The sequence below is a fragment of the Streptomyces sp. NBC_00234 genome, from assembly GCF_036195325.1.
Taxonomy (GTDB): domain Bacteria; phylum Actinomycetota; class Actinomycetes; order Streptomycetales; family Streptomycetaceae; genus Streptomyces.
This window is the reverse complement of sequence record NZ_CP108101.1, coordinates 4881448-4902715: the sequence shown is the minus strand read 5'-3', so window position 1 is coordinate 4902715 and position 21268 is coordinate 4881448. Positions and strand designations below refer to the sequence as shown.

13 protein-coding genes are annotated in these 21268 nt (G+C 72.3%); 2 read left to right on the top strand and 11 right to left on the bottom strand.

What is annotated here, in order from left to right; genetic code table 11:
- Positions 1–45: 45 nt before the first annotated feature.
- From OG230_RS21770 to guaA, 4 genes are all read right to left on the bottom strand, one after another.
- Positions 46–1314 carry a hypothetical protein gene (locus tag OG230_RS21770; protein WP_328905379.1) on the bottom strand — a complete coding sequence of 423 codons (1269 nt, stop codon included), beginning with the start codon at positions 1312–1314 and terminating at the stop codon, positions 46–48.
- 114 nt (positions 1315–1428) lie between these two features.
- Positions 1429–2232 (bottom strand): class II aldolase/adducin family protein, encoded by an 804-nt coding sequence (locus tag OG230_RS21765; RefSeq protein ID WP_328905378.1) that lies wholly within the window; start codon positions 2230–2232, stop codon positions 1429–1431.
- 94 nt (positions 2233–2326) lie between these two features.
- Positions 2327–3082, bottom strand: coding sequence for an SAM-dependent methyltransferase (locus tag OG230_RS21760; RefSeq protein ID WP_328905377.1), 756 nt, complete (start codon positions 3080–3082; stop codon positions 2327–2329).
- Positions 3083–3205: 123 nt separating this feature from the next.
- Positions 3206–4798: a glutamine-hydrolyzing GMP synthase gene (gene guaA / locus OG230_RS21755; protein WP_328905376.1), complete on the bottom strand. Its 1593-nt coding sequence runs from the start codon at positions 4796–4798 to the stop codon at positions 3206–3208.
- Between the two features lie 340 nt (positions 4799–5138).
- Here guaA and OG230_RS21750 point away from each other — a divergent pair, with 340 nt between their 5' ends.
- Entirely contained in the window at positions 5139–5441 is a 303-nt protein-coding gene (locus OG230_RS21750; protein ID WP_328905375.1) for a chorismate mutase, read from the top strand.
- A gap of 509 nt (positions 5442–5950) precedes the next feature.
- On the opposite strand, the gene OG230_RS21745 is transcribed toward OG230_RS21750, so the two are convergent.
- The 6 genes from OG230_RS21745 to OG230_RS21720 form a co-directional block, all read right to left on the bottom strand.
- Positions 5951–7696: a peptidase gene (locus OG230_RS21745; protein ID WP_328905374.1), complete on the bottom strand. Its 1746-nt coding sequence runs from the start codon at positions 7694–7696 to the stop codon at positions 5951–5953.
- A gap of 181 nt (positions 7697–7877) precedes the next feature.
- Positions 7878–9707, bottom strand: coding sequence for a GMC family oxidoreductase (locus OG230_RS21740; RefSeq protein ID WP_328905373.1), 1830 nt, complete (start codon positions 9705–9707; stop codon positions 7878–7880).
- Between the two features lie 50 nt (positions 9708–9757).
- Entirely contained in the window at positions 9758–11386 is a 1629-nt protein-coding gene (locus tag OG230_RS21735) for a succinic semialdehyde dehydrogenase (protein WP_328905372.1), read from the bottom strand.
- 230 nt (positions 11387–11616) lie between these two features.
- Entirely contained in the window at positions 11617–13308 is a 1692-nt protein-coding gene (locus OG230_RS21730; RefSeq protein ID WP_328905371.1) for a serine/threonine-protein kinase, read from the bottom strand.
- 123 nt (positions 13309–13431) lie between these two features.
- Positions 13432–16104: a protein kinase gene (locus tag OG230_RS21725; RefSeq protein WP_328905370.1), complete on the bottom strand. Its 2673-nt coding sequence runs from the start codon at positions 16102–16104 to the stop codon at positions 13432–13434.
- A gap of 182 nt (positions 16105–16286) precedes the next feature.
- The gene (locus OG230_RS21720; RefSeq protein WP_328905369.1) at positions 16287–18239 is read right to left on the bottom strand and encodes a serine/threonine-protein kinase; all 1953 of its coding nucleotides are present in this window, start codon (positions 18237–18239) and stop codon (positions 16287–16289) included.
- A 120-nt stretch (positions 18240–18359) separates the two neighbouring features.
- Between OG230_RS21720 and OG230_RS21715 the strand changes: the two genes are divergently transcribed.
- Positions 18360–19487 (top strand): serine hydrolase domain-containing protein, encoded by a 1128-nt coding sequence (locus tag OG230_RS21715; protein ID WP_328905368.1) that lies wholly within the window; start codon positions 18360–18362, stop codon positions 19485–19487.
- Here the strand turns inward: OG230_RS21715 and OG230_RS21710 are convergent.
- Positions 19484–21190 carry a glycerol-3-phosphate dehydrogenase/oxidase gene (locus tag OG230_RS21710; RefSeq protein WP_328911483.1) on the bottom strand — a complete coding sequence of 569 codons (1707 nt, stop codon included), beginning with the start codon at positions 21188–21190 and terminating at the stop codon, positions 19484–19486. The two genes, OG230_RS21715 and OG230_RS21710, sit on opposite strands and share 4 nt — an antisense overlap.
- Positions 21191–21268 lie beyond the last annotated feature (78 nt).

Sequence of the window (21268 nt, the reverse complement as noted above, 5' to 3'; positions counted from 1 at the left end):
ATCGTACTGTCGGGGAGCCAACCGGTGCATGTCCGCGCGTGTTTGTCAGTCCGTCACTTCGATGACGACGCGGTTGGTCTCCACCCCGGCCGCGGTGACGACCTGGACGTCGACGACTCCCGGCTCGACCTCCACGGGCACCGGCACGGTGAGCACGGTGTCGGTCGGGTTGGCGAAGCCGCCGGTGACGGGGATCAGCGGGACGTGGACGTGGACCCGGCCGATCCTGACGACCATCCGGGCCAGCCGGTCCGGGCCGCCCGCCCCGGGCGGCACGAAGCCGGCACCGCGGATCTCGATGTCGTCCCCGGTCCGGATCGGGGCGTCCAGGTCCCCGGCCTCCCGGGTCCGCACGACGGAGAGAATGACCGGACGGCCGCCCTCCGCGTACTTCCCCGCGAAGTACGTGGCGGCGGAGACCACCACCAGGAGCGCGAGCCCCCAGGGCAGGTCCGGCAGTTGCTCGGGGCGGCGGGCCAGGCGGACCGCGGCGAACAGCACGGCGACGGCGCTGACGAGCACGTACTGCACATCGGTGAAACTGCCGCGCCCGGAGTCGTCCGTGAGCAGGTCGGCGGCGCGCGGGCGCTCGGCCCGCAGCTTCTGCAGGCGCTGCGCCAGGACGCGTACGGTCACCACCCGTCGTACGAGGACGGCGACGGCGCAGACCAGCGCGAGCACGGTCAGCACGCCGGCGGAGCGCACCAGGTCCAGGCCCTCGATCAGCTCGTCGCGGTCCGCGTGCCCGGAGGCGCCCGCCAGTTGGAGCGCGAGGACGAGCACGGAGAAGACGGCGAGCAGCACCCAGGACGCGGCGACCGTACGGGAGGTGGAGAGCCGGTTGTCCTCGCCGATCAGCGGGGCGAGGAGGCCGCCGCGGGCCCGGTGGAAGCGGGCGGCGCCGGTCAGCAGTCCCGCGGTGACGAGACCGGCGACCAGTCCGGCGGTGCGGGCGGTCGACCAGCCCGCCCCGATGGCGGTGACGGTCTCGCCGACGACCAGGGCGGCGACCGCGCCCCAGACGACGAACAGCGTGCTGCGCCAGACCTGGTGGAGCCAGGCGTCGCCCGCCTCCCGGCCGCGGTCGGCGACGGTGCGGGCCGATTCGGTCAGTTCGTCCGACACCCACTGCCGGGACGCGGAGGCCGACTGGGCGACCCCTGCGGGCAGTCCGTTGCCCGCGGCCAGTTCGTCCCGCTTGGCGAGGAAAGCCGCGACCGCCCGCCGGTGCCCTTCGCGCGCTCCGTGCGGGCAGTCGCCGCACGTACAGCCACCGCCGTGCGTACTGCTCTTTCTCGCCTCGTCCAACGCCACGAAGAACGCCGCCCTTTCCGCTCTGGCTCCCGGCCAACTCACCTGTGATTTCTGCGAATTGTGCCGTACCGGACGGCCGGGGACCGCATCGGGGCGAAAGGGCAGCGCGTTTCGTCAGAATGTTCGACTGATCCGCTGCCACAGGGGCTGGTAGTTGATCCAGGCCACGAGGTCGCTGCCGAGCTGTTCGCGGGTGGCGACGGCGTCCCGGTGCTCGATCAGTACGGGCTTCCCGGCGGCCCGGGCCGCCAGCTGGACCTGGCAGGAACGCTCCATCGTGAGGAACCACCAGGCCGCCGCGTCCACCGAGTCCCCGACGGTCAGCAGCCCGTGGTTGCGCAGGATGATCGCCTTGTGGCCGCCGAGCGCGCTCGCTATCCGCCGGCCCTCGTCCTCGTCCACGACCACGCCCGTGTAGGCGTCGTAGAGGGCATGGGACTCGTAGAAGGCGCACGCCTCCTGGGTGATCGGTTCGATGAGCTCCCCGAGCGCGGAGAGCGCCCGCCCGTGCAGGGAGTGGGTGTGCGCGACGGCGACGACGTCCGGGCGGGCCCGGTGCACCTGGGCGTGCACGGCGAACGCCGCCTGGTTGACGTGGAAGCGACCCTGGACGACCTGGCCGTCACCGTTGACCAGGATCAGGTCCTGCGGGGCGATCCCGTCGAAGGGCGCCCCGAACGGGTTCACCCAGAAACAGTCGGGGTACTGCGGGTCCCGCGCGGTGAGGTGCCCGGAGACACCCTCCTCGTACCCGTACTCCCCGAAGAGCCGCAGCGCACCCGCCAGCCGCTCCTTGCGGTGGACGCGCTCCTCGTCGGCCGTCGCGTGCGCGGGCGGCATCGCGAACCGCAGCTGCTCCACGGGCACGGGGGCGGGTACGGAGGCGGCAGGGACGGGGGTGGCGGCGGGCTCGGACACGGCGGCTCCTCTGGCTCCCGGGGCGTACGGAACCGGAAGTTACCGCCGGTCGCCCCAGGTGGCCAGAGTGCTCACGTCACCGATTCGGTACGGGTCAGGCGCTCAGCACGAGGTAGGCGAGGCCGAGCGTTCCCCGGTACCCGCCGTAATAACCGGTGCGACGGGCGTCGACAGCGGCGACGACCCCGTCGTGCAGCGGATGCGTGGGGTTCGCCAGGGCCCAGCGCTCACCCCGTCCGATATTGGCGTTCGCCTCGAAGAGGTCCCATTCGCGCTGGTCGGCGACGGTCACCTGGAGCGGGCGCAGCCCGGCGGCCTCGGCCTGCCTGATCAGTTCGAGCAGGGTGGGGAAGTCACCCGGTTCGGCCTCCAGCCCCTCCAGCACGGCGGCCGAGGGCTCCTTCTCCCAGAACCCGTCGCCGAACAGCACCCGTCCACCGGGCCGCAGAGACGACTTGAGGGCCTTCAGCGCCTCCGGGGTGGAACCGGGCCAGGCGTGCGCGGCACCGATCGACACGGCCAGGTCGTAGTCGCCGCCGGTCCATTCGGCCGCGGGCACCTCGTGGAACCGCACGCGCTCGGCGAGACCCCGCTCCACCGCGAGGCGCCGCCCGCGCTCCACGGCTTCCGCGTCGGTCTCCACACCGTCGCCGGTGGACTCGGGGGCCGCCTCGACGAGGCGCATCAGGAGTTCGCCCCAGCCGCTGCCGAGGTCCGCTATCCGCGCCCCCCGGCCGGGATCGCAGGCGGCGACCAGCTGGGCCGCGTGTTCTTCGGAAAGCGGGGTGTTCCAGGTCAGACGGTCGTTGTGGGCGGCGGACATGAGGGCGCGGATCTCATCTGCGGACATGAGGGCGGAGCCTCCCACGAGTCCCCCGCGGGACGCCACCGGTTTTCGGACCGGTTCCGGACGCGGCGACGCCGCCGCCCTCCGGGGAGGGGCGGCGGCGTCGGCCATCGGGTCCGGGTGGGACTACTCCCACTCGATGGTGCCCGGCGGCTTGCTCGTCACGTCGAGGACGACGCGGTTGACGTCGGCGACCTCGTTGGTGATGCGGGTGGAGATCTTCGCCAGCGTCTCGTACGGCAGGCGCGACCAGTCGGCCGTCATGGCGTCCTCGGAGGAGACCGGGCGCAGGACGATCGGGTGGCCGTACGTGCGGCCGTCGCCCTGGACACCGACGCTGCGCACGTCCGCGAGGAGGACCACCGGGCACTGCCAGATGTCACGGTCCAGGCCGGCCGCGGTCAGCTCCTCGCGGGCGATGGCGTCGGCCTCGCGCAGCAGGTCGAGCCGGTCCTTCGTGACCTCGCCGACGATCCGGATACCGAGACCCGGGCCGGGGAACGGCTGGCGCTGGACGATCTCCTCCGGCAGGCCGAGCTCCTGGCCGACCATCCGGACCTCGTCCTTGAACAGCTGGCGCAGCGGCTCGACGAGCTGGAACTCGATGTCCTCGGGCAGCCCGCCCACGTTGTGGTGGGACTTGATGTTGGCGGTTCCGGTGCCGCCGCCGGACTCCACGACGTCCGGGTAGAGCGTGCCCTGGACGAGGAACGCGACGTCCTCGCCGCCCGCGGCCTCCGCCACGATCTCGGCCTGGGCCTGCTCGAAGACGCGGATGAACTCGCGGCCGATGATCTTCCGCTTCTGCTCCGGGTCGGAGACCCCGGCCAGCGCGTTCAGGAAGCGGTCCGCCGCGTCGACGACCTTCAGCTGGACGCCGGTGGCGGCCACGAAGTCCTTCTCGACCTGCTCGGTCTCGCCCTTGCGCATCAGACCGTGGTCGACGTACACGCAGGTGAGCTGCGAGCCGATGGCCTTCTGGACGAGAGCCGCGGCGACCGCGGAGTCCACGCCGCCGGAGAGGCCGCAGATGGCGCGCTTGGTGCCGACCTGCTCGCGGATGAGGGCGATCTGCTCCTCGACGACGTTGGTGGTCGTCCAGGTCGGCTCGATGCCGGCGCCGCGGTAGAGGAAGTGCTCCAGGACCTGCTGGCCGTGCGTGGAGTGCAGGACCTCCGGGTGGTACTGGACGCCGTAGAGCTTCTTCTCGTCGTTCTCGAAGGCGGCGACCGGTACGACGTCGGTGGACGCGGTGACGGTGAAGCCCTCGGGAGCGGCGGAGCAGGCGTCGCCGTGCGACATCCACACCGGCTGCTCGGCGGGCGTGCCCTCGAAGAGGGTGGAGCCGGTCTTGGAGACGGAGAGCGGCGTGCGGCCGTACTCACGGGCACCGTTGTCGTCGACGGTGCCGCCGAGCGTGGTGGCCATCAGCTGGAAGCCGTAGCACATGCCGAAGACGGGAACCCCGGCCTCGAACAGCGAACGGTCCAGGGTGGGCGCCCCTTCCGCGTACACCGAGGACGGGCCGCCGGACAGGATGATCGCGCGCGGGTTCTTGGCCAGCATCTCGGCCACCGGCATCGTGGACGGGACGATCTCGCTGTAGACCCGCGCCTCGCGGACACGGCGGGCGATGAGCTGGGCGTACTGCGCGCCGAAGTCGACAACGAGGACCACGTCGGTGGCGGTGTCGGGGGCGGCGGGGGGTGCTGCTGGCACGGGGCGGCCTTCCGGCGGTGGAGAGGGGTCGGTATTTGTCGATTCTACCGGCCGTGGAACGGCCTCTCCCCGCCCGGCGGAATACCGCTCCCGCCCGGCCCCCGTCTCACCATCCGGGCCCGGCTTTGGCCCGGCGGCCCGGACGGGGCCATACTGGGCGCCATGCGTCAGCACACGATCTTCGTCTTTACCTATGGCACCCGGTCCGCCGGCTGCCATGGTCGTGCTGCTTGAGCTACTGACAAGCAACGTTCCAGGCGCCCCGGGCCGACAGGCCCGGGGCGTTCTGGCGTTCCGGGCCTGTGGTTCCGGGGGGCCGCACCCCACCAGGAGTCACACCATGAGCAGCACCGCCCCCGCGAAGACGGCCACCGAGCAGACCGGTGCGCACACCGAAGAGGCCGCCTCGCTGATCGGCGACGCCCGCAGCCGCATCGACATGCTCGACGACCGGATCATCGGTCTCGTCCAGGAACGGATGGCGGTCTCGGCGGTCATCCAGGAGGCCCGGATCACCTCCGGGGGCCGGCGGGTGAACCTCTCCCGCGAGATGGACGTCCTCAGCCACTACAGGGAGGCGCTCGGCAAGCCGGGCACCTCGCTCGCCATGACGCTGCTGGAGCTGTGCCGCGGCCGGGTGTGAGGTACGCGGAGGCTGTAGGGCCGTATCTGCGTTCGGGCCGGGTCTCACCCGTACGGCGCGTGACCGGTGCCGCACCGGCTTCGTTGGTCCGGGTGTCCGTGCCAACCAGGGGCGGCATCGGTAGGAAACCACGCGTGGCTCCGTCGGGATGTGTGACGTACTGCAGGTACGTCGTGGGACCGCATCCCGGCGCGCGTGACCGGTCGGCAGGGGACAGCAGCCCGGTCACCCCAAGTGCGGTCGGTCTCGGGGACGCCCGAGCCGGCCGCATCCGGTCCCCCACGGTTGCGCAGGCCGCAGCCTTCCCGCCCGATCCCCAGGGCACGTCCCGGTCCGTCCCCGCCCACTCCGTACCACCACATGCCCGCATACCCGCGGCGCTTCCCCCGGCGCCGCTCACCGGCACCGGCACGCCGCCCCTCCGGTGCTCCCGCGGCAAGGGCCCCCTCGACCGGTGCACGGTCCGGGGGCCCTTGTCCTGCTGTGTTCCGTTCCGCTGCCCGCCGGGGTCAGCCCTGCCGGGTGCGGTGCCGGGACACCGCGTACAGCACGCCGCCCGCGGCCAGGGCCACGACGGCCGCTGCGGATGCCCACAGGACGGCGGAGCCGGTGGCGGCGAGACCGCCACCCGTGGAGCCTGTGGAGCCCTGGGAGCCCGAGGCGCCTGCGGAACCGGTGGAACCCGAGGCCGAAGAGGTGCCGGAGGTGCCCGAGCCGCCCGCCGAACCCGAGGTGCCCGAGCCCGACGTGGTGCCCGCCGAGCCGCCGCCGGTGGAGCCCGCCGAGCCGTCCGACGTACCGCCGGAGTCCTGCGAGCCGCTGTCGTTCAGGACCAACCGCGCGGTGTTGTTCGCCGGCTTCGGGTCGAAGGGCAGCGCGGGGTCGGCGAGCCGGAGATTGCGGACCTCGACCGCGCCGGAGGCGCCCTGCACCAGCTTGGTGATCTTCAGGTCGAAGGACTGGGCGACATCGGCGCCGTCCCGCACGGTCATCCCCGTCTCGCAGACGTAGCGGGGAGCGCCGAGCTGCTGCTCGCGGTACGCGCCGTCCGCCGTCACGCCCCGGCAGGCGTCGGGCTTCCCGGTGACGGTCGCACCCTCCGGCACGGTGAGGTCGAGCGTGGCGACGGATTCTCCGGAGCGGAGGTATCCGATCCAGGCCGGGCCTGCGTTACGGAAGCCGATCCTGGCCGTGACGGTGTCGCCCTCGGCTCCGGTCAGCTCGTCGCCGTACGCGACGAAGTCGGCGGTGTTCTCCGTGCGGAAGTCCACTTCCTGCTGGTTGTCGTGCGGGTCGAGGTCGGTGCTCAGGGCGGCCGGGACCTTCTTCAGCGCGAGGGCGGGGCCGGTGCCCCTGTCGAAGCGCGCGCCCGCGCGCTGTGCGGCGCGCTGCGCGGCGCCGTCCTCGTTGATGCGGTAGACGAAGGTGTCGTAGAACGCGCGGTCGGTGGCCTCGACCGAGAGCGGCTCCGCCAGGGTGTACGTGGCGCCCGCCTCGTACGAACCGGCGAAGGAGCACAGCGCGGTGGACCACGGGATGCCGGCCCGGGTGTCCGCGCCGTCCGTGTACGCGCAGTTGCTGTAGCGCTCCGGGAGGTCCAGGCCGCGCGAGTACATCAGGGTGAGCAGGACGCCGTCGGCCGCTGCCGTGCCCTCGTTGGTGAAGGTGACCGGGGCGGGCTGAACCTGGCCCGGCACGGGCTCCTGATCGAAGGGGAGCTGCTTCATCACCAGGTCGGGGCCGCCGATGACGACCTTCGTGGAGAACGGGACGAAGGTGGCCCCGTCCGCCGTGCCCGACACCCTGATGGTCCCCGAAGCGCCGTCCTCGCTGCCCTCGGCCGCGGCGAGATCGAGCTCGGCGAGGGTGCTGAGCCCCGGGTGCACGCCGTAGTCGTGGCAGACGGCCGTGGTGCCGGTGACCTCGCAGTCCGCGCCCGCGTCCTCGCCGAACGAGACGTCCGCGACGCCCGCGATCCCGCTCAGGTCGAAGGTGACGGTGACCTCGCCCTCGTAACCGCCGTTCTCCTCGTCCTGGGACGGGTTGTCGACGGTGATCCCGAGCGAGGTCGTCCGGGGCGCTCCGCTCGACGGGTACGGGTGCAGGGCGGTCTCGGCCGCGCCGCCGAGCGTGAACTCCGGGCCGGCCGCCCGGGCGGGTGCGCCGACGGCGAGCGAACCTGCCGCCAGCAGACCGGCGGCGGCGAGGCCGCCGGCGGCACGGCGCAGCGCAGTCCTCGGGGAGATGCGTGTCATCGCGAAACCTCTGGTGATCAGCAGGAGCTGTGGAACTGCTGTGACGCAGCAGCGAGTTCGACCACGCAGCGGTACGAAGAGTTGCCCCGGCCAAGATCACGGATTGGGCACGGCAAAGCGAACGGCCGGCGGCTGCACAGCGGGGGGGTGCAGCCACCGGCCGTTCCGGGCTCCGGCTCCGCTACCGCTTCGCCTTCGGCGGGACCGGGGGCATGCCCAGGAACGGCAGCTTCAGCGCGCCGAACGCCTCCTTCGGTACCGCCGGTGACCGCGGCTCGACCGCCGACAGCCGCTGGTACTCCTCGCCCTGCGCCGGACGCGGGTCCGCCTCGCCCTTGTTGGGCCAGAAGGACATGGCGCGCTCCGCCTGCGCGGTGATGGTCAGCGAGGGGTTGACGCCGAGGTTCGCGGAGACCGCCGAGCCGTCGACGACCGAGATGCCCGGGTGGCCGTACAGCCGGTGGTACGGGTCGATCACGCCGCTCCCGGCGTCCGCACCGATCGGACAGCCACCCAGGAAGTGCGCGGTGAGCGGGGTGCCCATCAGCTCACCGATGTTCGAACCGGCGAAGCCGTTGATCTCCTCGGCGAGCAGCGTCGCGCCGCGCGTCGCCTCCTCGATCTGCGTGGGGTTGGGCGCACCGTGCCCCTGCCGCGCGGTCAGCAGGCCCTTCCCGATGCCGCCCGGCTTGCGGTACGTCGTCAGGGAGTTGTCCAGCGACTGCATGACCAGGCCGATGATGGTCCGCTCGGACCAGCGACGGTTGGAGAGGGAACGCATGGCCAGCAGCGGGTGCCTGACCATGCTGCCCGCCCAGCGCAGGACCCGCCGGCTGCCGTACGGCACCTGGAGGATGGTCAGCGCGCCCATGGCGTTGGAGCCCTTGCCGTAACGGACCGGCTCGATGTGGGTGTTCTCGTCGGGGTGGATCGACGAGGTGATGGCGACGCCCCGGGAGAAGTCCGCCTTCGCGGCGCCGTGCTTCTTGCGGTACCTGCGGTCGCTGGTCTGCGAGCCGACCAGGCCCTCGGAGTTGGTACGGGTCAGCTCGCCGAGCCGGGACGAGAGCCGGGGCAGCAGACCCTGGTCCTTCATCGTGTGCAGGAGGGTCTGCGTGCCGTACGTCCCCGCCGCCACGATCACCTTCCGGGCGCGCAGCCGGGTGGGCTCCGCCTTCCTGCGGCGGTCCGTGGGAACGGTCGAGACCTGGTAGCCCCCGTCCGGATCGTCCGTCAGGGCGACGACGGACGTCATCGGGTGGATGACGGCGCCGCCCTTCTCGGCGAGGTGGAGGTAGTTCTCGTTCAAGGTGTTCTTCGCGCCGTGCCGGCAGCCCGTCATGCATTCGCCGCACTCGGTGCACGCCTTGCGGTCGGGGCCCGCGCCGCCGAAGTACGGGTCGGCGACCGTCGCTCCCGGCCGCGCCTTCGCCGTACCGTCGGCGTCCTCGCCGTCACCGAAGAAGACGCCGACCGGGGCCAGGTGGAAGGTGTCGCCGACGCCCATGGCCTGCGCGACCGCCTTCAGATGGACGTCCGAGGGGGTCGTGGTCGGGTTGAGCCGCACCCCCAGCATCCGCTTCGCCTGGTCGTAGTACGGCTTCAGCTCCTCCTGCCAGTCGGTGATGTCCGCCCACTGCCGGTCCTGGAAGAACGGGGCCGGCGGTACGTACAGCGTGTTGGCGTAGTTGAGGGAGCCGCCTCCGACTCCCGCCCCGGCCAGCACCATCACGTTGCCGAGCAGATGGACGCGCTGGATGCCGAAGAGGCCGAGGGCGGGGGCCCAGAGGAAGTTCTTGATGTCCCAGGAGTTCTTGGGGAGGGTCGCCGGGGTGAAGCGGCGGCCCGCCTCCAGGACCCCGACCCGGTACCCCTTCTCGGTCAGCCGCAGCGCCGACACGGCGCCGCCGAAGCCCGATCCGACGATCAGGACGTCGTAGTCGTAGGCGGCGTCGTCGTCGGCCGCCACGTCGTTCACGGACCGTTTCTGGGCAGGGCTGTCCTGGGACATGGCTCTCCTCGGTACGAAAAGGGCAAGAGGTGGTGCGGTGTGACGGCCGGTCAGCGCAGGCGGAACGCCTTCATCACCTTGAGGCTGACGCTCATGAAGGCCGCGTGCTTCGCGTCGTCCATCCCGAAGGACGGCGCGAGCGGGATCAGCCGCTGCTGGGCGACGGTCTGGGCCTCGGTGTACTTGAGGATGCCCTCGGAACCGTGGCGCCGGCCGAGACCGGAGTCCTTCATGCCGCCCATCGGGGACTGGACGCTGCCGTAGGCGGGCGCGTACCCCTCGTTGATGTTGACCGTGCCGGTCCGCAGCCGGGCGGCGACCTGGTGGCCGCGCTTGCCGTCCTTGGTCCATACGCTCGAATTGAGGCCGTACGGCGTGGCGTTGGCCAGCGCGACGACCTCGTCCTCGTCGCTGAAGCGGTAGATGGAGACGACCGGACCGAAGGTCTCCTCGCTGCAGACGGCCATCGGCGCCTGCACGCCGTCGAGGATGGTCGGCTCGTAGAAGAGCGGACCGATGTCCGGCCGGGCGACACCGCCCGCGACGAGCGTGGCACCCTTCTCGACGGCCTCGGCGACATGGCGGGTGACGGTCTCCAGCTGGCGTTCGCCGACGAGCGAGCCCATGTCGGCGCCGTACGACAGGGAGTTGCCCAGCCGCATCGCCTTGGTGCGCTCGGCGAAGCGCCGTACGAAGTCGTCGGCGACGGACTCGTGGACGTACAGCCGCTCGATGGAGATGCAGAGCTGGCCGGCGGAGGAGAAGCAGGCGCGGACAGCACCCGCAGCGGCCTTCTCCACGTCCGCGTCCTTCAGGACGAGCATGGCGTTCTTGCCGCCGAGCTCCAGCGAGACCCCGACCAGCCGGGCGGCAGCGCCCTGGGCGACCTGGCGTCCGGTGCCGGTCGAGCCGGTGAAGGAGACGTAGTCGGCGTGCTTGACGACCTCGGGGCCGACGACGGGTCCCTCCCCGAGCACCACCTGGAACACCTCGGCGGGCAGCCCGGCCTCGATGAGCAGGTCACGGGCCCACAGGGCGGTCAGCGCGGTCTCCGTGTCGGGCTTCATCACGACGGCGTTGCCGGAGACGAAGGCGGGCAGCGCATCGCCCACCGACAGCTCGAAGGGGTAGTTCCAGGGAGCGATCTGACCGATCACTCCGCGCGGCTGGCGCAGCTCCGTCACCTTGGTGAGGGTCGGGATGACACCCGTGTGCCGCTTCGGCTTGAGGTACGCGGAGGCCCGGCGGCCGTAGTGCCGGGCGGCGACGGCGACCGCCTGGACCTCTTCGTGGGCGTGCAGCCTGGCCTTGCCGGTCTCCAGCTGGATGAGGTCGAGCACCTCGGCCTGGCGCTCCAGGACGAGGTCGTGGAAGCGCAGGAGCACGGCGGCCCTGGTGCGTACGGGCGTCGCGGCCCATGCGGGCTGCGCGGCGCGGGCCCGCTCGTAGGCGGTCGCCACGTCCTCGGGAGTGGACTCGGGCAGGTCGGCCAGCTTCTCCCCGGTGAAGGGGGTGTGGTTGGCGGTGCGGCCGGAACCGACGACGCCACGGATCAGCTGGGCGATCACCTCGGGGGTGACCACGTCGGCGGCGGTGCGCGCACCCGCCGGGGCGGGGGCGACCGGGTTCGTGCCCAGGGAGGCGCCGGAGGTGGCCGTGAGTGCCTGCGAGTCCGTCATGAGGGCGAGAGTATGTCCAGCCGCAGACTTTGGGTACCCGTCGGTAATAGGTTTTCACCATCCCCACAACAGCCCCGCGAGCGGGCCTGCCGCCGAGCCGGGAACCGAGCCAGTGATCGCTGGCCACATAACCGCTGATCAGCGGCTATCCCCGCACCGACCACGCGCGCCCGAGGCCCGGGATCCTCCCGGCACGGCCCTGTGACGAGCGCAGCGAAATTCCTCGCGGGTCAGCCGCCGGCGGCCGGGGGCTTCCAGAAGCGCACCATGGTGTCGAACTGTTCCCGGCTGGTCCGCCAGTCCTCCTCCGGGCTCGTCATGTAGAGCGCGTACTCCGGCCCGTCGGCCTCCGCGTAGTACATCTGGTCGATCCCGTGGCGCGGGCCCGGGTGGTCCTTGGACTCGATCCAGGTGAACTCCCAGAGCGAGCCGGGACGGTCCCGGTAGGTGTTCGAGTGGAGCGTCACCCGGTCGTATCCGGGCAGCCGCTTCTCCAGGTCCTTCTCCATGTTCAGCGTGTGCATGTACGGGTTCTCGAAGTCCGGGTCCGGGTCGATGCTGATCCGGATGCGGTGCGCCCCGTTGTCCGGCGTGTAGTCGATCTGGTTGCCGTCCGTCTGCCGGTACCAGTCGTCCGGCACGACGAGGCTGAAGCCCTCGGGGTCGTCGACCCGGCGCCAGCCCTCGGGCACCACGTCGGCGGAGGACTCCGGCTGCTGGGACTCCGGCGGCGCGGTGGTCCTGGTCTCCTGGTCCGGGGACGCGGTGTTCCCGGTACGCGAACCCTCCCCGCCGCCGCCCCCGTACTTCTTCACCACGAGACCGGCCGCCGCGGCGAGCACGACGAGGACGGCGACGGCCACGAGTGCCGTACGCCACCGGTTGCGCCGCGGGGTCGCGTACGCGGGGACGTGTCCGGGTATTCCCTCGGGGCCGGGTGTTCCCTCGGGCCCGGCGAGCGTGGGCGGGTTGTCCGGATGAACCGGCTCCGGCAGACGGTCCGTCGAGCCCTCCGGCGCCGAAAGGCCCCGAAGGACCTCGTCGGGAACGCGCTGGGTCGGTACGTACGCCTGCGCCGACCGGGGCTCGCGGCCCTCCATGGCGTCCAGCAGCATGCGTTCCGCCTCGGCCGCCGTCGGCCGGTCCCCGGGCTCCTTGCGCAGGAGTGCGGTGATCACGGGGCCCAGCGGACCCGCGCGCGTGGGCGCGGGAGGCTCCTCGATGACGACGGCCTGCATGGTGGAGATGGGCGACGTCCGGCGGAACGGCGAGCGCCCCTCGACCGCCGTGTAGAGCGTGGCACCCAGGGACCAGAGGTCGGATGCGGGCCCGGGGTCGCCGCCGCGTACCCGTTCGGGCGCCAGATAGTCGATGGAGCCGACGAGTTCGCCGGTCCGGGTGATGGTGGAGTCGCCCTCGATGGCGGCGATCCCGAAGTCGGTGAGCAGCACCTGCCCGTCGCGGGCGAGCAGGACGTTGCCGGGCTTGACGTCGCGGTGCAGCACTCCGGCACTGTGCGCGGCGCGCAGGGCGCTCAGCACATGGAGGCCGATCCTGGCCGCCTCCCGGGGCACGATCTCCCCGGACTCCTTGGTCGCGTCGGCGAGCGAGGGCCCGTCGACGTACTGCATGACGATCCAGGGGCGGTTGTCGTGCTCGATGACGTCGTGGACGGTGACGACACCGGGGTGGGTGATACGGGCCGCCGCGCGCGCCTCCTTCTGCGTACGGGCGTGCAGTACGGCCCGGTCGGCTTCGGCCACGTACAGCCCGGCGGTGAGTTCCTTGACGGCCACCGTCCGGTGCAGCACCTCGTCGTGGGCGCGCCAGACCCTGCCCATGCCGCCCCGCCCGAGGACGTCACCGAGCCGGTAGCGCCCGGCCAGTACGGGTCCCGCGTCTGTGCCCTGCGAATGTTCCACGTGTGTCCCCGCCCCGTTCCTTCGACTGCCAGGTTACGGAGGGGACGCACGGCCATGGAACCTCGGACCGCTCACGAGACCGCACTGTGATGCTTGTCGCTCCGGCCCGGAGGCGCACAGCGCTCAGGGAGCAACACGGTAGGAGACGATGGCCTGTTCGTAGATCTCGGTGACCCGGTCGCGCTCGTCCTCCGGGCCGATGACCTGGACCGTGTGGTAGCGGCCGTCGACGATCATCACGAGGTTGCGCACGTAGACCTCACGGCCGCCGGTCTCCTGCCAGGTGAACTGGCCCTCGGCCATGGCCTGTCGGCCGACGTCGACACGACGCAGCCCGGACGAGGAGGACCAGCTGGACTCGCGGAACGGCTGGAGCTCGGGCTCCTTGTCGCGCTGGTAGTCGAGCGGGTCGCTGCCGTTCGCCTCGACCGTGTCGCGGCCCGGCACGACCAGCAGGCTGAACCCGTCGCTGCCGTAACGGATCTGACGGTCCGCATTGGCCGGGCTGCGCCGCCAGTCCTTGGGTACGCCGATCTCGAAGCCCTCCGCGTCCTTGCGCAGCGCGTAACCGGGGGCGAGCGCGACGGCGGAGCGGCTGGTCTGCGGCTGCTGCGAACCGGCGGTGTCCGAGCCGTCGTCCGAAGGCTGCCCGCCGCCCGGCTCACCGGGGGCTGCCGAAGCGGACGAACCGCCCTGGGCACCGGTCCCCCCGGGCTCGTCCTTCGGCATGAACATCAGGGCGTACGCGACGGCCGCGGCCATGGCGAGCAGGATGAGGACCAGGAGCAGCCGCCCCAGCCGCCGGGGCGAGTGGCCGTCGTCCCGGCGGGGCGGCGGCGTGCGCAGGGCCTTGGGCCCCTTGGGCTCGCGAGGCATCCGGGGTTCGCGCTGCGGCTTCTCGTACCGCGGGTTCTCGTACTGCGTCCTCTCGTACTGCGCCTTGTCGTGCCGCTGCTTCTGCTTCGGCTGGCGGTGCCGTCCCTGTGCGGACGCACCCGACCGCCCTCGGCGCCTGCGGACCAGCTCGCCCCGGCGGCGCACGACGGGCAGCCGGGTGTCGTCCGGAGACGGCAGGGTGACGACGTCGGTGCCCGCCTCGGGCTCGGGCGCCGAGCGGACGAGGGAGCGCAGCCAGCCGCGCAGCTCCTCGAAGTCGGGCCGCTCCGTGGGGTCCTGACGCAACAGCGACTCGACGACCGGGCGCAGCGCCCCGCACTCCTCCGCGAAGGCGGGCGGTTCGCCGCACACCATCTGGACGAGTTCGGCCGCGTTCTCCTCGGGGTACGGGGCGTGGCCCTGGACGGCTCGGTAGAGGAGGGCGCCGAGCGCCCACAGGTCCGTGGACGGGCCGATGGGCGGTGCGAGCTGCCAGTTCTCGTGGACCGGGCCCGCCTGTTCGGGTGCCCAGCGCTCGGTGACGGCGCCGACGACGGCGATCCGTGCCTGGCGTGCGCGTTCGGCGGCGAGCGGAGTCGCGGGGCCGCGGTAGGCGGGGGTGTTCCGGCTGCCCGCGACGACCTCCTCCCAGCTGCCCGAGGCCGCCGGTGCGCCCACGGGCTGCGGCTGCCGCTCGCGGTGGTCCCGGGCGTCGGCGGTGCCCTGGCGGCGGGAGTCGGCGCGCAGCGCGTCCTCGCCTGAGCCGCCCGCGGGCACGGGGCGCCCGGAGCCGGGGCCGTCGTCCCAGGTGCCCGCCAGGTGCACGCGGCGGCCGGGCGGCTCGTTCCCGCCGTCCTCGTCGTCCTCGTCCTCGTCGTCGTACGGGTCCTCGGCCGTGGGCCCCCATGCGCCCGGCAGCAGCGACCGCTCGGCGGCGGACCGCTGGACCGGAAGGGCGTTGCGTCCGTCCTCGTCGTCGGTCGCCGCGTCCTGGCCGTGGTCCCGCGGCTCGTTGACGCGGCCCGCGGCGCGGGCGCCCGCGCGGTAGGCGGCGATGGCTCCGGCCCGCGCGGCCCGCAGATGGGCCGGGTCCCCCGCGCCTGGCTCGGCGACGGGTACGGCCGGGTGGACGGGGCGCGGGACGAGCTCCTGGCCGTCGGCCGCCGGCGGCGGCGCGAACGGCGAGCGTGCCGGCGGGTCGAGCGCCGCGGGTGCGCGGGAGGCCGGGACCTCGGGGGCGGGCCGGTACGGCTCCGGGGCCGTCGGCGGCACGTACGGGCCGGTGGGACCGGACTCGACCGCCGGAGCGGCGTACACGTCCTCGTCCTCGGGCTGCGGCGCCGGGACGTATCCGCACAGCGCTTCCTCGGCCGCACCGGCGGCCAGGCCGGTCAGCACGACCCGGCCGTCGTCGCAGATCAGCACCGTCCGGACGGTGATGTTCCGGTGGGTCCAGCCGTGGGCGTGCAGCACCCGCAGGGCGGTCAGCACGTCGGAGCCGATCTCGGCGGCCCGGTAGGGATTGAGCGGTCGCTCCGCGAGGAGGGCGGCGAGCGGGCGGGCGGCGACCAGTTCGCTCACGATCCAGAGGGAGCCCGCCTCGGCGAACACGTCGAAGACCTGGTCGAGCCGGGGGTGGTCGGGGACCTGCGCGGCGGCCTGGGCGGCCTCGATCGCGCGCCGCACCGCGGGGTCCGTGGACCGCCGTACCGTACGGCCGGCCGCGAGCCTGGCGGCGGAGGGCGGACCGTCGTCGAGCACTTCGGCGTCCACGACCTCGGGCAACGGCACCTGGCGGACCAGGACTTCCTGGCCGCTGTAGGTGTCGAACGCCCGGGTCTCGACCAGTTCGTACTCGTCGGACGGGGGCAGCGGAAGGCGGTAGCGGTCGGCAAGTACCCGACCCGCGTAGTCGTCCACGACGCCTCCCCAGAGCGCGCTGTCCCCCCGGTCACCGAGCTCGCACAAATCCGTCAATTACGGTCACTTGCCGTGCAATTGACCCATCATTCCGGCTGCGTACGGTCCTCGGCCTCTCACGATACGTGGCAAGTCGCGGCTGCGCGGCCGGGTCACCGCAACCCGGCCGTTCCGCCGCCCCGTCAGTCGGCCGGCTTGAAGGTGGCGAACGCCGTCTCGCGGAGCGTCCGGCACTCCTTGCCGTTCCACTCGCTCGCCTTGCAGCTGATCATGATCGAGTAGCCGTGCGTGGCGTCGACCTTGAAGCCCCGGTTCAGTATCCGGATGCGCTGGCCCTTCTGGTTCCGCTCGAACTTCCAGTCGGCGACGGTCGGATAGCCGTTGTACTGGACCGTGTCGATGCCGAGGTGCTTGTAGCCGTCGCTGAAGGCCCTGGTGCCCGCCACCGCAGCCGACCACGCGGCAGCGGCGTCGTCCTTGGGCGAGCTGTTGTAGTCGACCTGGACGCGCGGAAATCCGTCGTCGACGTTGTAGATGCCGCCCGAGTTACTGCCCGCTATGCCGTTGCGCCGGAAGTCCGCGGGCATCGCCATGACGAAGTGGAACCGCTTGTCGGTCACCGTCTTGTATCCGGCGGGGAGCCCGTCGGCCGGGTCGGGCTTGTCGGTCTTCGGGTCGTCCGACGGCTTGTCGGACGGCTCCTCCGACGCCTTGCCCGTGCCCTGGCCGTTCTTCCCGCTCTCGTCCGTGCCGTCGTCCTCGCCCTTGCCGGACGCGTCGGAGCCGCCCGCGGCTCCCGCCGAGGCGGACGTGTCGCCCCCGGTCGAGCCGACGCCCCGGTTGTCCTCGTCGCCGCCGTCGAAGGTCAGCGCGAGCACGGTGCCGACCACGGCGAGCACCACGATGCCCGCGATGACGGCGAGCGTGCGGCGCGGCACCACGTCGGTGAGCGACGCGCGGGCCTGGGTGGTGGGCGAGCTCGCGGGGCGCTGCGGCGGCACACCCGGGGCCGAAGCGGTCGCGACGGCCGACGCGGGCGCCGCCTTGGCGTTCCGTACGGAGCGCAGTGCGCCGCGCAGCCGCTCCCGGGCGCCGTCGCCGGACCCAGCGGTCGCGGCGGCCGATGCCGCAGCGGCCTTCGCGGCCGGCTTCGGGACGGACTTCGACGCGGCCTTGGGGGTCCGCTTCGGCGCCGCCCCGGCACCGTCGGCGGCGACGTTCGTGGGCAGGGCCATGACCTGGGTCGCGTCGGCCGGCGGCGGTACGGGCCGGTCCGGCTGCTCGGGAGCGTTGATGACGTCGTTGAGCAGGGCCCGCGCACCGGCGTCGTCGAGCCGCTGATCGGGGTCCCTGGCCAGCAGGCCGTAGATGACCTCCTCCAGCGGGCCCGCGTTCTTGGGCGGGTCGAGCGGTTCGGTCATCACGGCGGTCAGGGTCGCGATCGCCGACCCCTTGTCGTACGGCGGGCAGCCCTCGACGCTCGCGTACAGCAGTCCGCCCAGCGACCACAGGTCGGCGGGCGGCCCCGGCTTGTGACCGCGGGCCCGTTCCGGCGAGATGTACGAGGGGGCGCCGACGAGCATGCCCGTCGAGGTGACGGACGGGTCACCCTCGACCTGGGCGATCCCGAAGTCGGTCAGCACGACGCGGCCGTCCTCGGAGATCAGCACGTTGGACGGCTTCACGTCGCGGTGCAGGATTCCCTCGCGGTGCGCCTGGCGCAGCACGTCGAGGATGGCGAGACCCACCTCGGCAGCGCGCTTCGGCGTCAGCGTCCCGTCCTCGCGGATCGCCTCGGCGAGCGACTTGCCCTCGATGAGCTCCATGACGATCCACGGCCGGTCGTCCTCGTCGACGACGTCGTAGACCGTGACCGCACCGTTGTTGCGGATCCTGGCGATCGCCTTCGCCTCACGCAGCGTGCGCGTGATCAGCCGGCGCTTCTCGTCCTCGTCGATGGCCGAGGGGAACCGCAGTTCCTTGACGGCCACCGTGCGGCCCAGCGTCTCGTCGGCAGCGCGCCAGACCGTGCCCATGCCGCCCCGGCCGAGCACCTCTCCGAGCCGGTAGCGCCCCGCGAGAAGACGGCCTTCCTTGTCCCGTTGGGGCTCCCGTGCCTGCTCCGCCTCCGACATGCGTCCCCTCTGCGATCAACCCGCCCTGGCAGAGCGTTCATTGTCCCTCACCCCGGGACCGGTCCTGGTGCCGGGTCCGGGGTCGGCCATGATGGGACGGGAGGAAGGGATCCCCCCGCCATGCCGATTCCCAGGGCGCTGCTTGCCGCCCCGCTCGTACTGAGTCTGCTCGGCCTGGGAACGGCGAGCCTGCCCAGCGAACCACACTCGACACCCGCAGCCTCCTACCTCCCCCGGCTCGTCGTCCAGGGCGGCGCCCCGGCGGCAGCTCTTCTGGCCCGCAACAGCGCCTACCCGCCCTACGACTTCTACTCCTCGGCCGGCTCCGGCATCCGGCCCGACGACCACTTCCGGGCCGGCAGCATCACCAAGACGTTCGTCGCGACGGTGGTGCTCCAACTCGCCGACGAGGGCAGGCTGCGGCTGTCCGATCCCGTCGACCGGTATCTGCCCGGCCTGATACGGGGCAACGGCAACGACGGCCGCCGCATCAGCCTGAGCGCGCTACTCACCCACACCAGCGGCCTGTCCGACTACACCGACGTTCCCGGCGCGGCGGACGGTGCGGGACCGTCCGCGCGCGTCCGCTCCGGCACGGGCGCCGTGCGTGCGGCCGTGGCCCGGAACCCGGCGCCCACTCGCGGCATCTACTCCTACTCCAACACCAATTACGCGGTGCTCGGCCTGGTCGTTCAACGCGTCACGGGACATACGTACGCCACCGAGATACGGCATCGCATTCTCACCCCCCTCCACCTCGACGGAACCTCCCTCCCCGGTGCCAGGACCGGCCTGCCCGCGCCGCACTCCCGCGGCTACCACCGCGACCGGCCCGAGGAGGCGCTCCGCGACGTCACGGCGCTCGACCCGCGCTTCGCGGGCGCGGCCGGCGAACTGATCTCCACGCTCACCGATCTCAACCGCTTCTACACGGCCCTGCTGAGCGGCCGTCTCCTGCCGCCGGCCCGGCTGAGGGAGCTGCTGGACACCCGTAGCGCCCAGGGCGCCTACGGGCTGGGCATCTACCCGCAGAGGCTGTCCTGCGGGATCACGGTCTGGGGCCACGACGGCCGCATCCAGGGCAGTTTCGCCCGCACCGTCGCGACCCGCGACGGCGGACACACCCTCACCTTCCGCATCAACACGGACGCGTTGTCCGACGAGGCGCTGGAAACGGGGCTGGTGGAAGCGGAGTTCTGCCCCGCGCCCCCGCCCGCCGGACAGCCCCGGAACAGTCAGTCCCCCTAAAGCGGCACGATATCCGGCGCCCCCAGCCGTGCCGCGTCGGCCGTCTGGTCGTCCGGCTGCCGCTGCGACTCGCGTTCCGCCTCCACCCGCTTCTCGTAGTGCTCGACCTCCCGGTCGACCTGACCGGCGTCCCAGCCGAGCACCGGCGCCATCAGCTCCGCGCAGAGCCGTGCGCTGCGGGTGCCCCGGTCGAAGGTCTCGATGGAGATCCGGGTGCGCCGCGTCAGAACGTCGTCGAGGTGACGCGCCCCCTCGTGCGAGGCGGCGTAGACGATCTCCGCGCGCAGATAGTCGTCCGCGGCGGGGAGTGGTTGGCCCAGCGAGGGATCGGCGACGATCAGATCGAGGAGTTCCTCGGTCATCGAGCCGTAGCGGTTGAGCAGATGCTCCACCCGGGCGACGTGCAGTCCGGTCCGGGCCGCGATCCTGGCCCGCGCGTTCCACAGGGCCCGGTAGCCCTCGGCGCCCAGCAGCGGGATGTCCTCGGTGACACAGGCCGCCACACGCTGGTCGAGCGCGTGCACCGCCTCGTCCACCGCGTCCTTCGCCATCACCCGGTACGTCGTGTACTTGCCGCCCGCGACCACGACGAGCCCCGGTACCGGGTGCGCCACCGTATGCTCGCGCGACAGCTTGCTGGTCGCGTCCGACTCCCCTGCCAGCAGGGGCCGCAGTCCCGCGTAGACGCCCTGCACGTCGTCCCTGGTCAGGGGCGTGGCCAGGACGGAGTTCACATGTTCGAGCAGATAGTCGATGTCGGCGCTGGACGCCGCGGGGTGCGCCTTGTCCAGATCCCAGTCGGTGTCCGTCGTACCGACGATCCAGTGCCGGCCCCAGGGGATCACGAACAGCACGGACTTCTCGGTCCGCAGGATCAGCCCGGTCGAGGAGTGGATGCGGTCCTTCGGCACCACCAGATGGATGCCCTTGGACGCACGGACGTGGAACTGTCCGCGCTCACCGATCAGCGCCTGGGTGTCGTCCGTCCACACCCCGGTCGCGTTCACCACCTGTTTGGCCCTGACCTCGTAGACGCCGCCGGCCTCGACGTCCTCCACACGGGCCCCGACGACCCGTTCACCCTCACGGAGGAATCCGATGACCCGCGCCCGGTTGGCCACGTGCGCGCCGTAGACCGAGGCGGTGCGCACCAGCGTGGCCACATAGCGGGCGTCGTCCATCTGGGCGTCGTAGTACTGCAGGGCTCCGACCAGGGCATCCTTCTTCAGCGCGGGCGCGACCCGCAGGGCCTGGCGGCGGGAGAGGTGCCGGTGGGCGGGCAGCCCGCGGCCGTGCCCGGAGGACACGGACATCGCGTCGTAGAGGGCGACGCCCGAGCCCGCGTAGAGCCGCTCCCAGCCCTTGTGCTGCAAGGGATAGAGGAACGGCACGGGCTTCACCAGATGCGGCGCCAGCCGTTCCAGCAGCAGCCCGCGCTCCTTGAGCGCCTCCCGCACGAGCGCGAAGTCGAGCATCTCCAGATAGCGCAGCCCGCCGTGGATCAGCTTGCTCGACCTGCTCGACGTGCCGGACGCCCAGTCGCGCGCTTCGACCAGACCGGTCGAGAGCCCTCTGGTGGCCGCGTCCAGTGCGGTCCCGGCGCCGACCACGCCCGCCCCCACGACCAGCACGTCCAACTCGCGCTCGGCCATCGCGGCGAGCGCCTCGGCGCGCTCGGCGGGTCCCAGTGTCGCTGTCCTCACTGCTGCCTCCCGGTAGATCGGGGTGTCCGGCACGGTGCCGCGGACCGGCGCGGGCGGCCGGCCACGTGTGCCCACGAG

Bases quoted from the DNA above. Each gene is read 5' to 3' on its own strand.
- OG230_RS21760 (WP_328905377.1), bottom strand. From the start codon at position 3,082: ATGTCCGCAGATGAGATCCGCGCCCTCATGTCCGCCGCCCACAACGAC.
- OG230_RS21715 (WP_328905368.1), top strand. From the start codon at position 18,360: ATGCCGATTCCCAGGGCGCTGCTTGCCGCCCCGCTCGTACTGAGTCTG.
- OG230_RS21735 (WP_328905372.1), bottom strand. From the start codon at position 11,386: ATGACGGACTCGCAGGCACTCACGGCCACCTCCGGCGCCTCCCTGGGC.
- OG230_RS21720 (WP_328905369.1), bottom strand. From the start codon at position 18,239: ATGTCGGAGGCGGAGCAGGCACGGGAGCCCCAACGGGACAAGGAAGGC.
- OG230_RS21750 (WP_328905375.1), top strand. From the start codon at position 5,139: ATGAGCAGCACCGCCCCCGCGAAGACGGCCACCGAGCAGACCGGTGCG.
- OG230_RS21740 (WP_328905373.1), bottom strand. From the start codon at position 9,707: ATGTCCCAGGACAGCCCTGCCCAGAAACGGTCCGTGAACGACGTGGCG.
- OG230_RS21745 (WP_328905374.1), bottom strand. From the start codon at position 7,696: ATGACACGCATCTCCCCGAGGACTGCGCTGCGCCGTGCCGCCGGCGGC.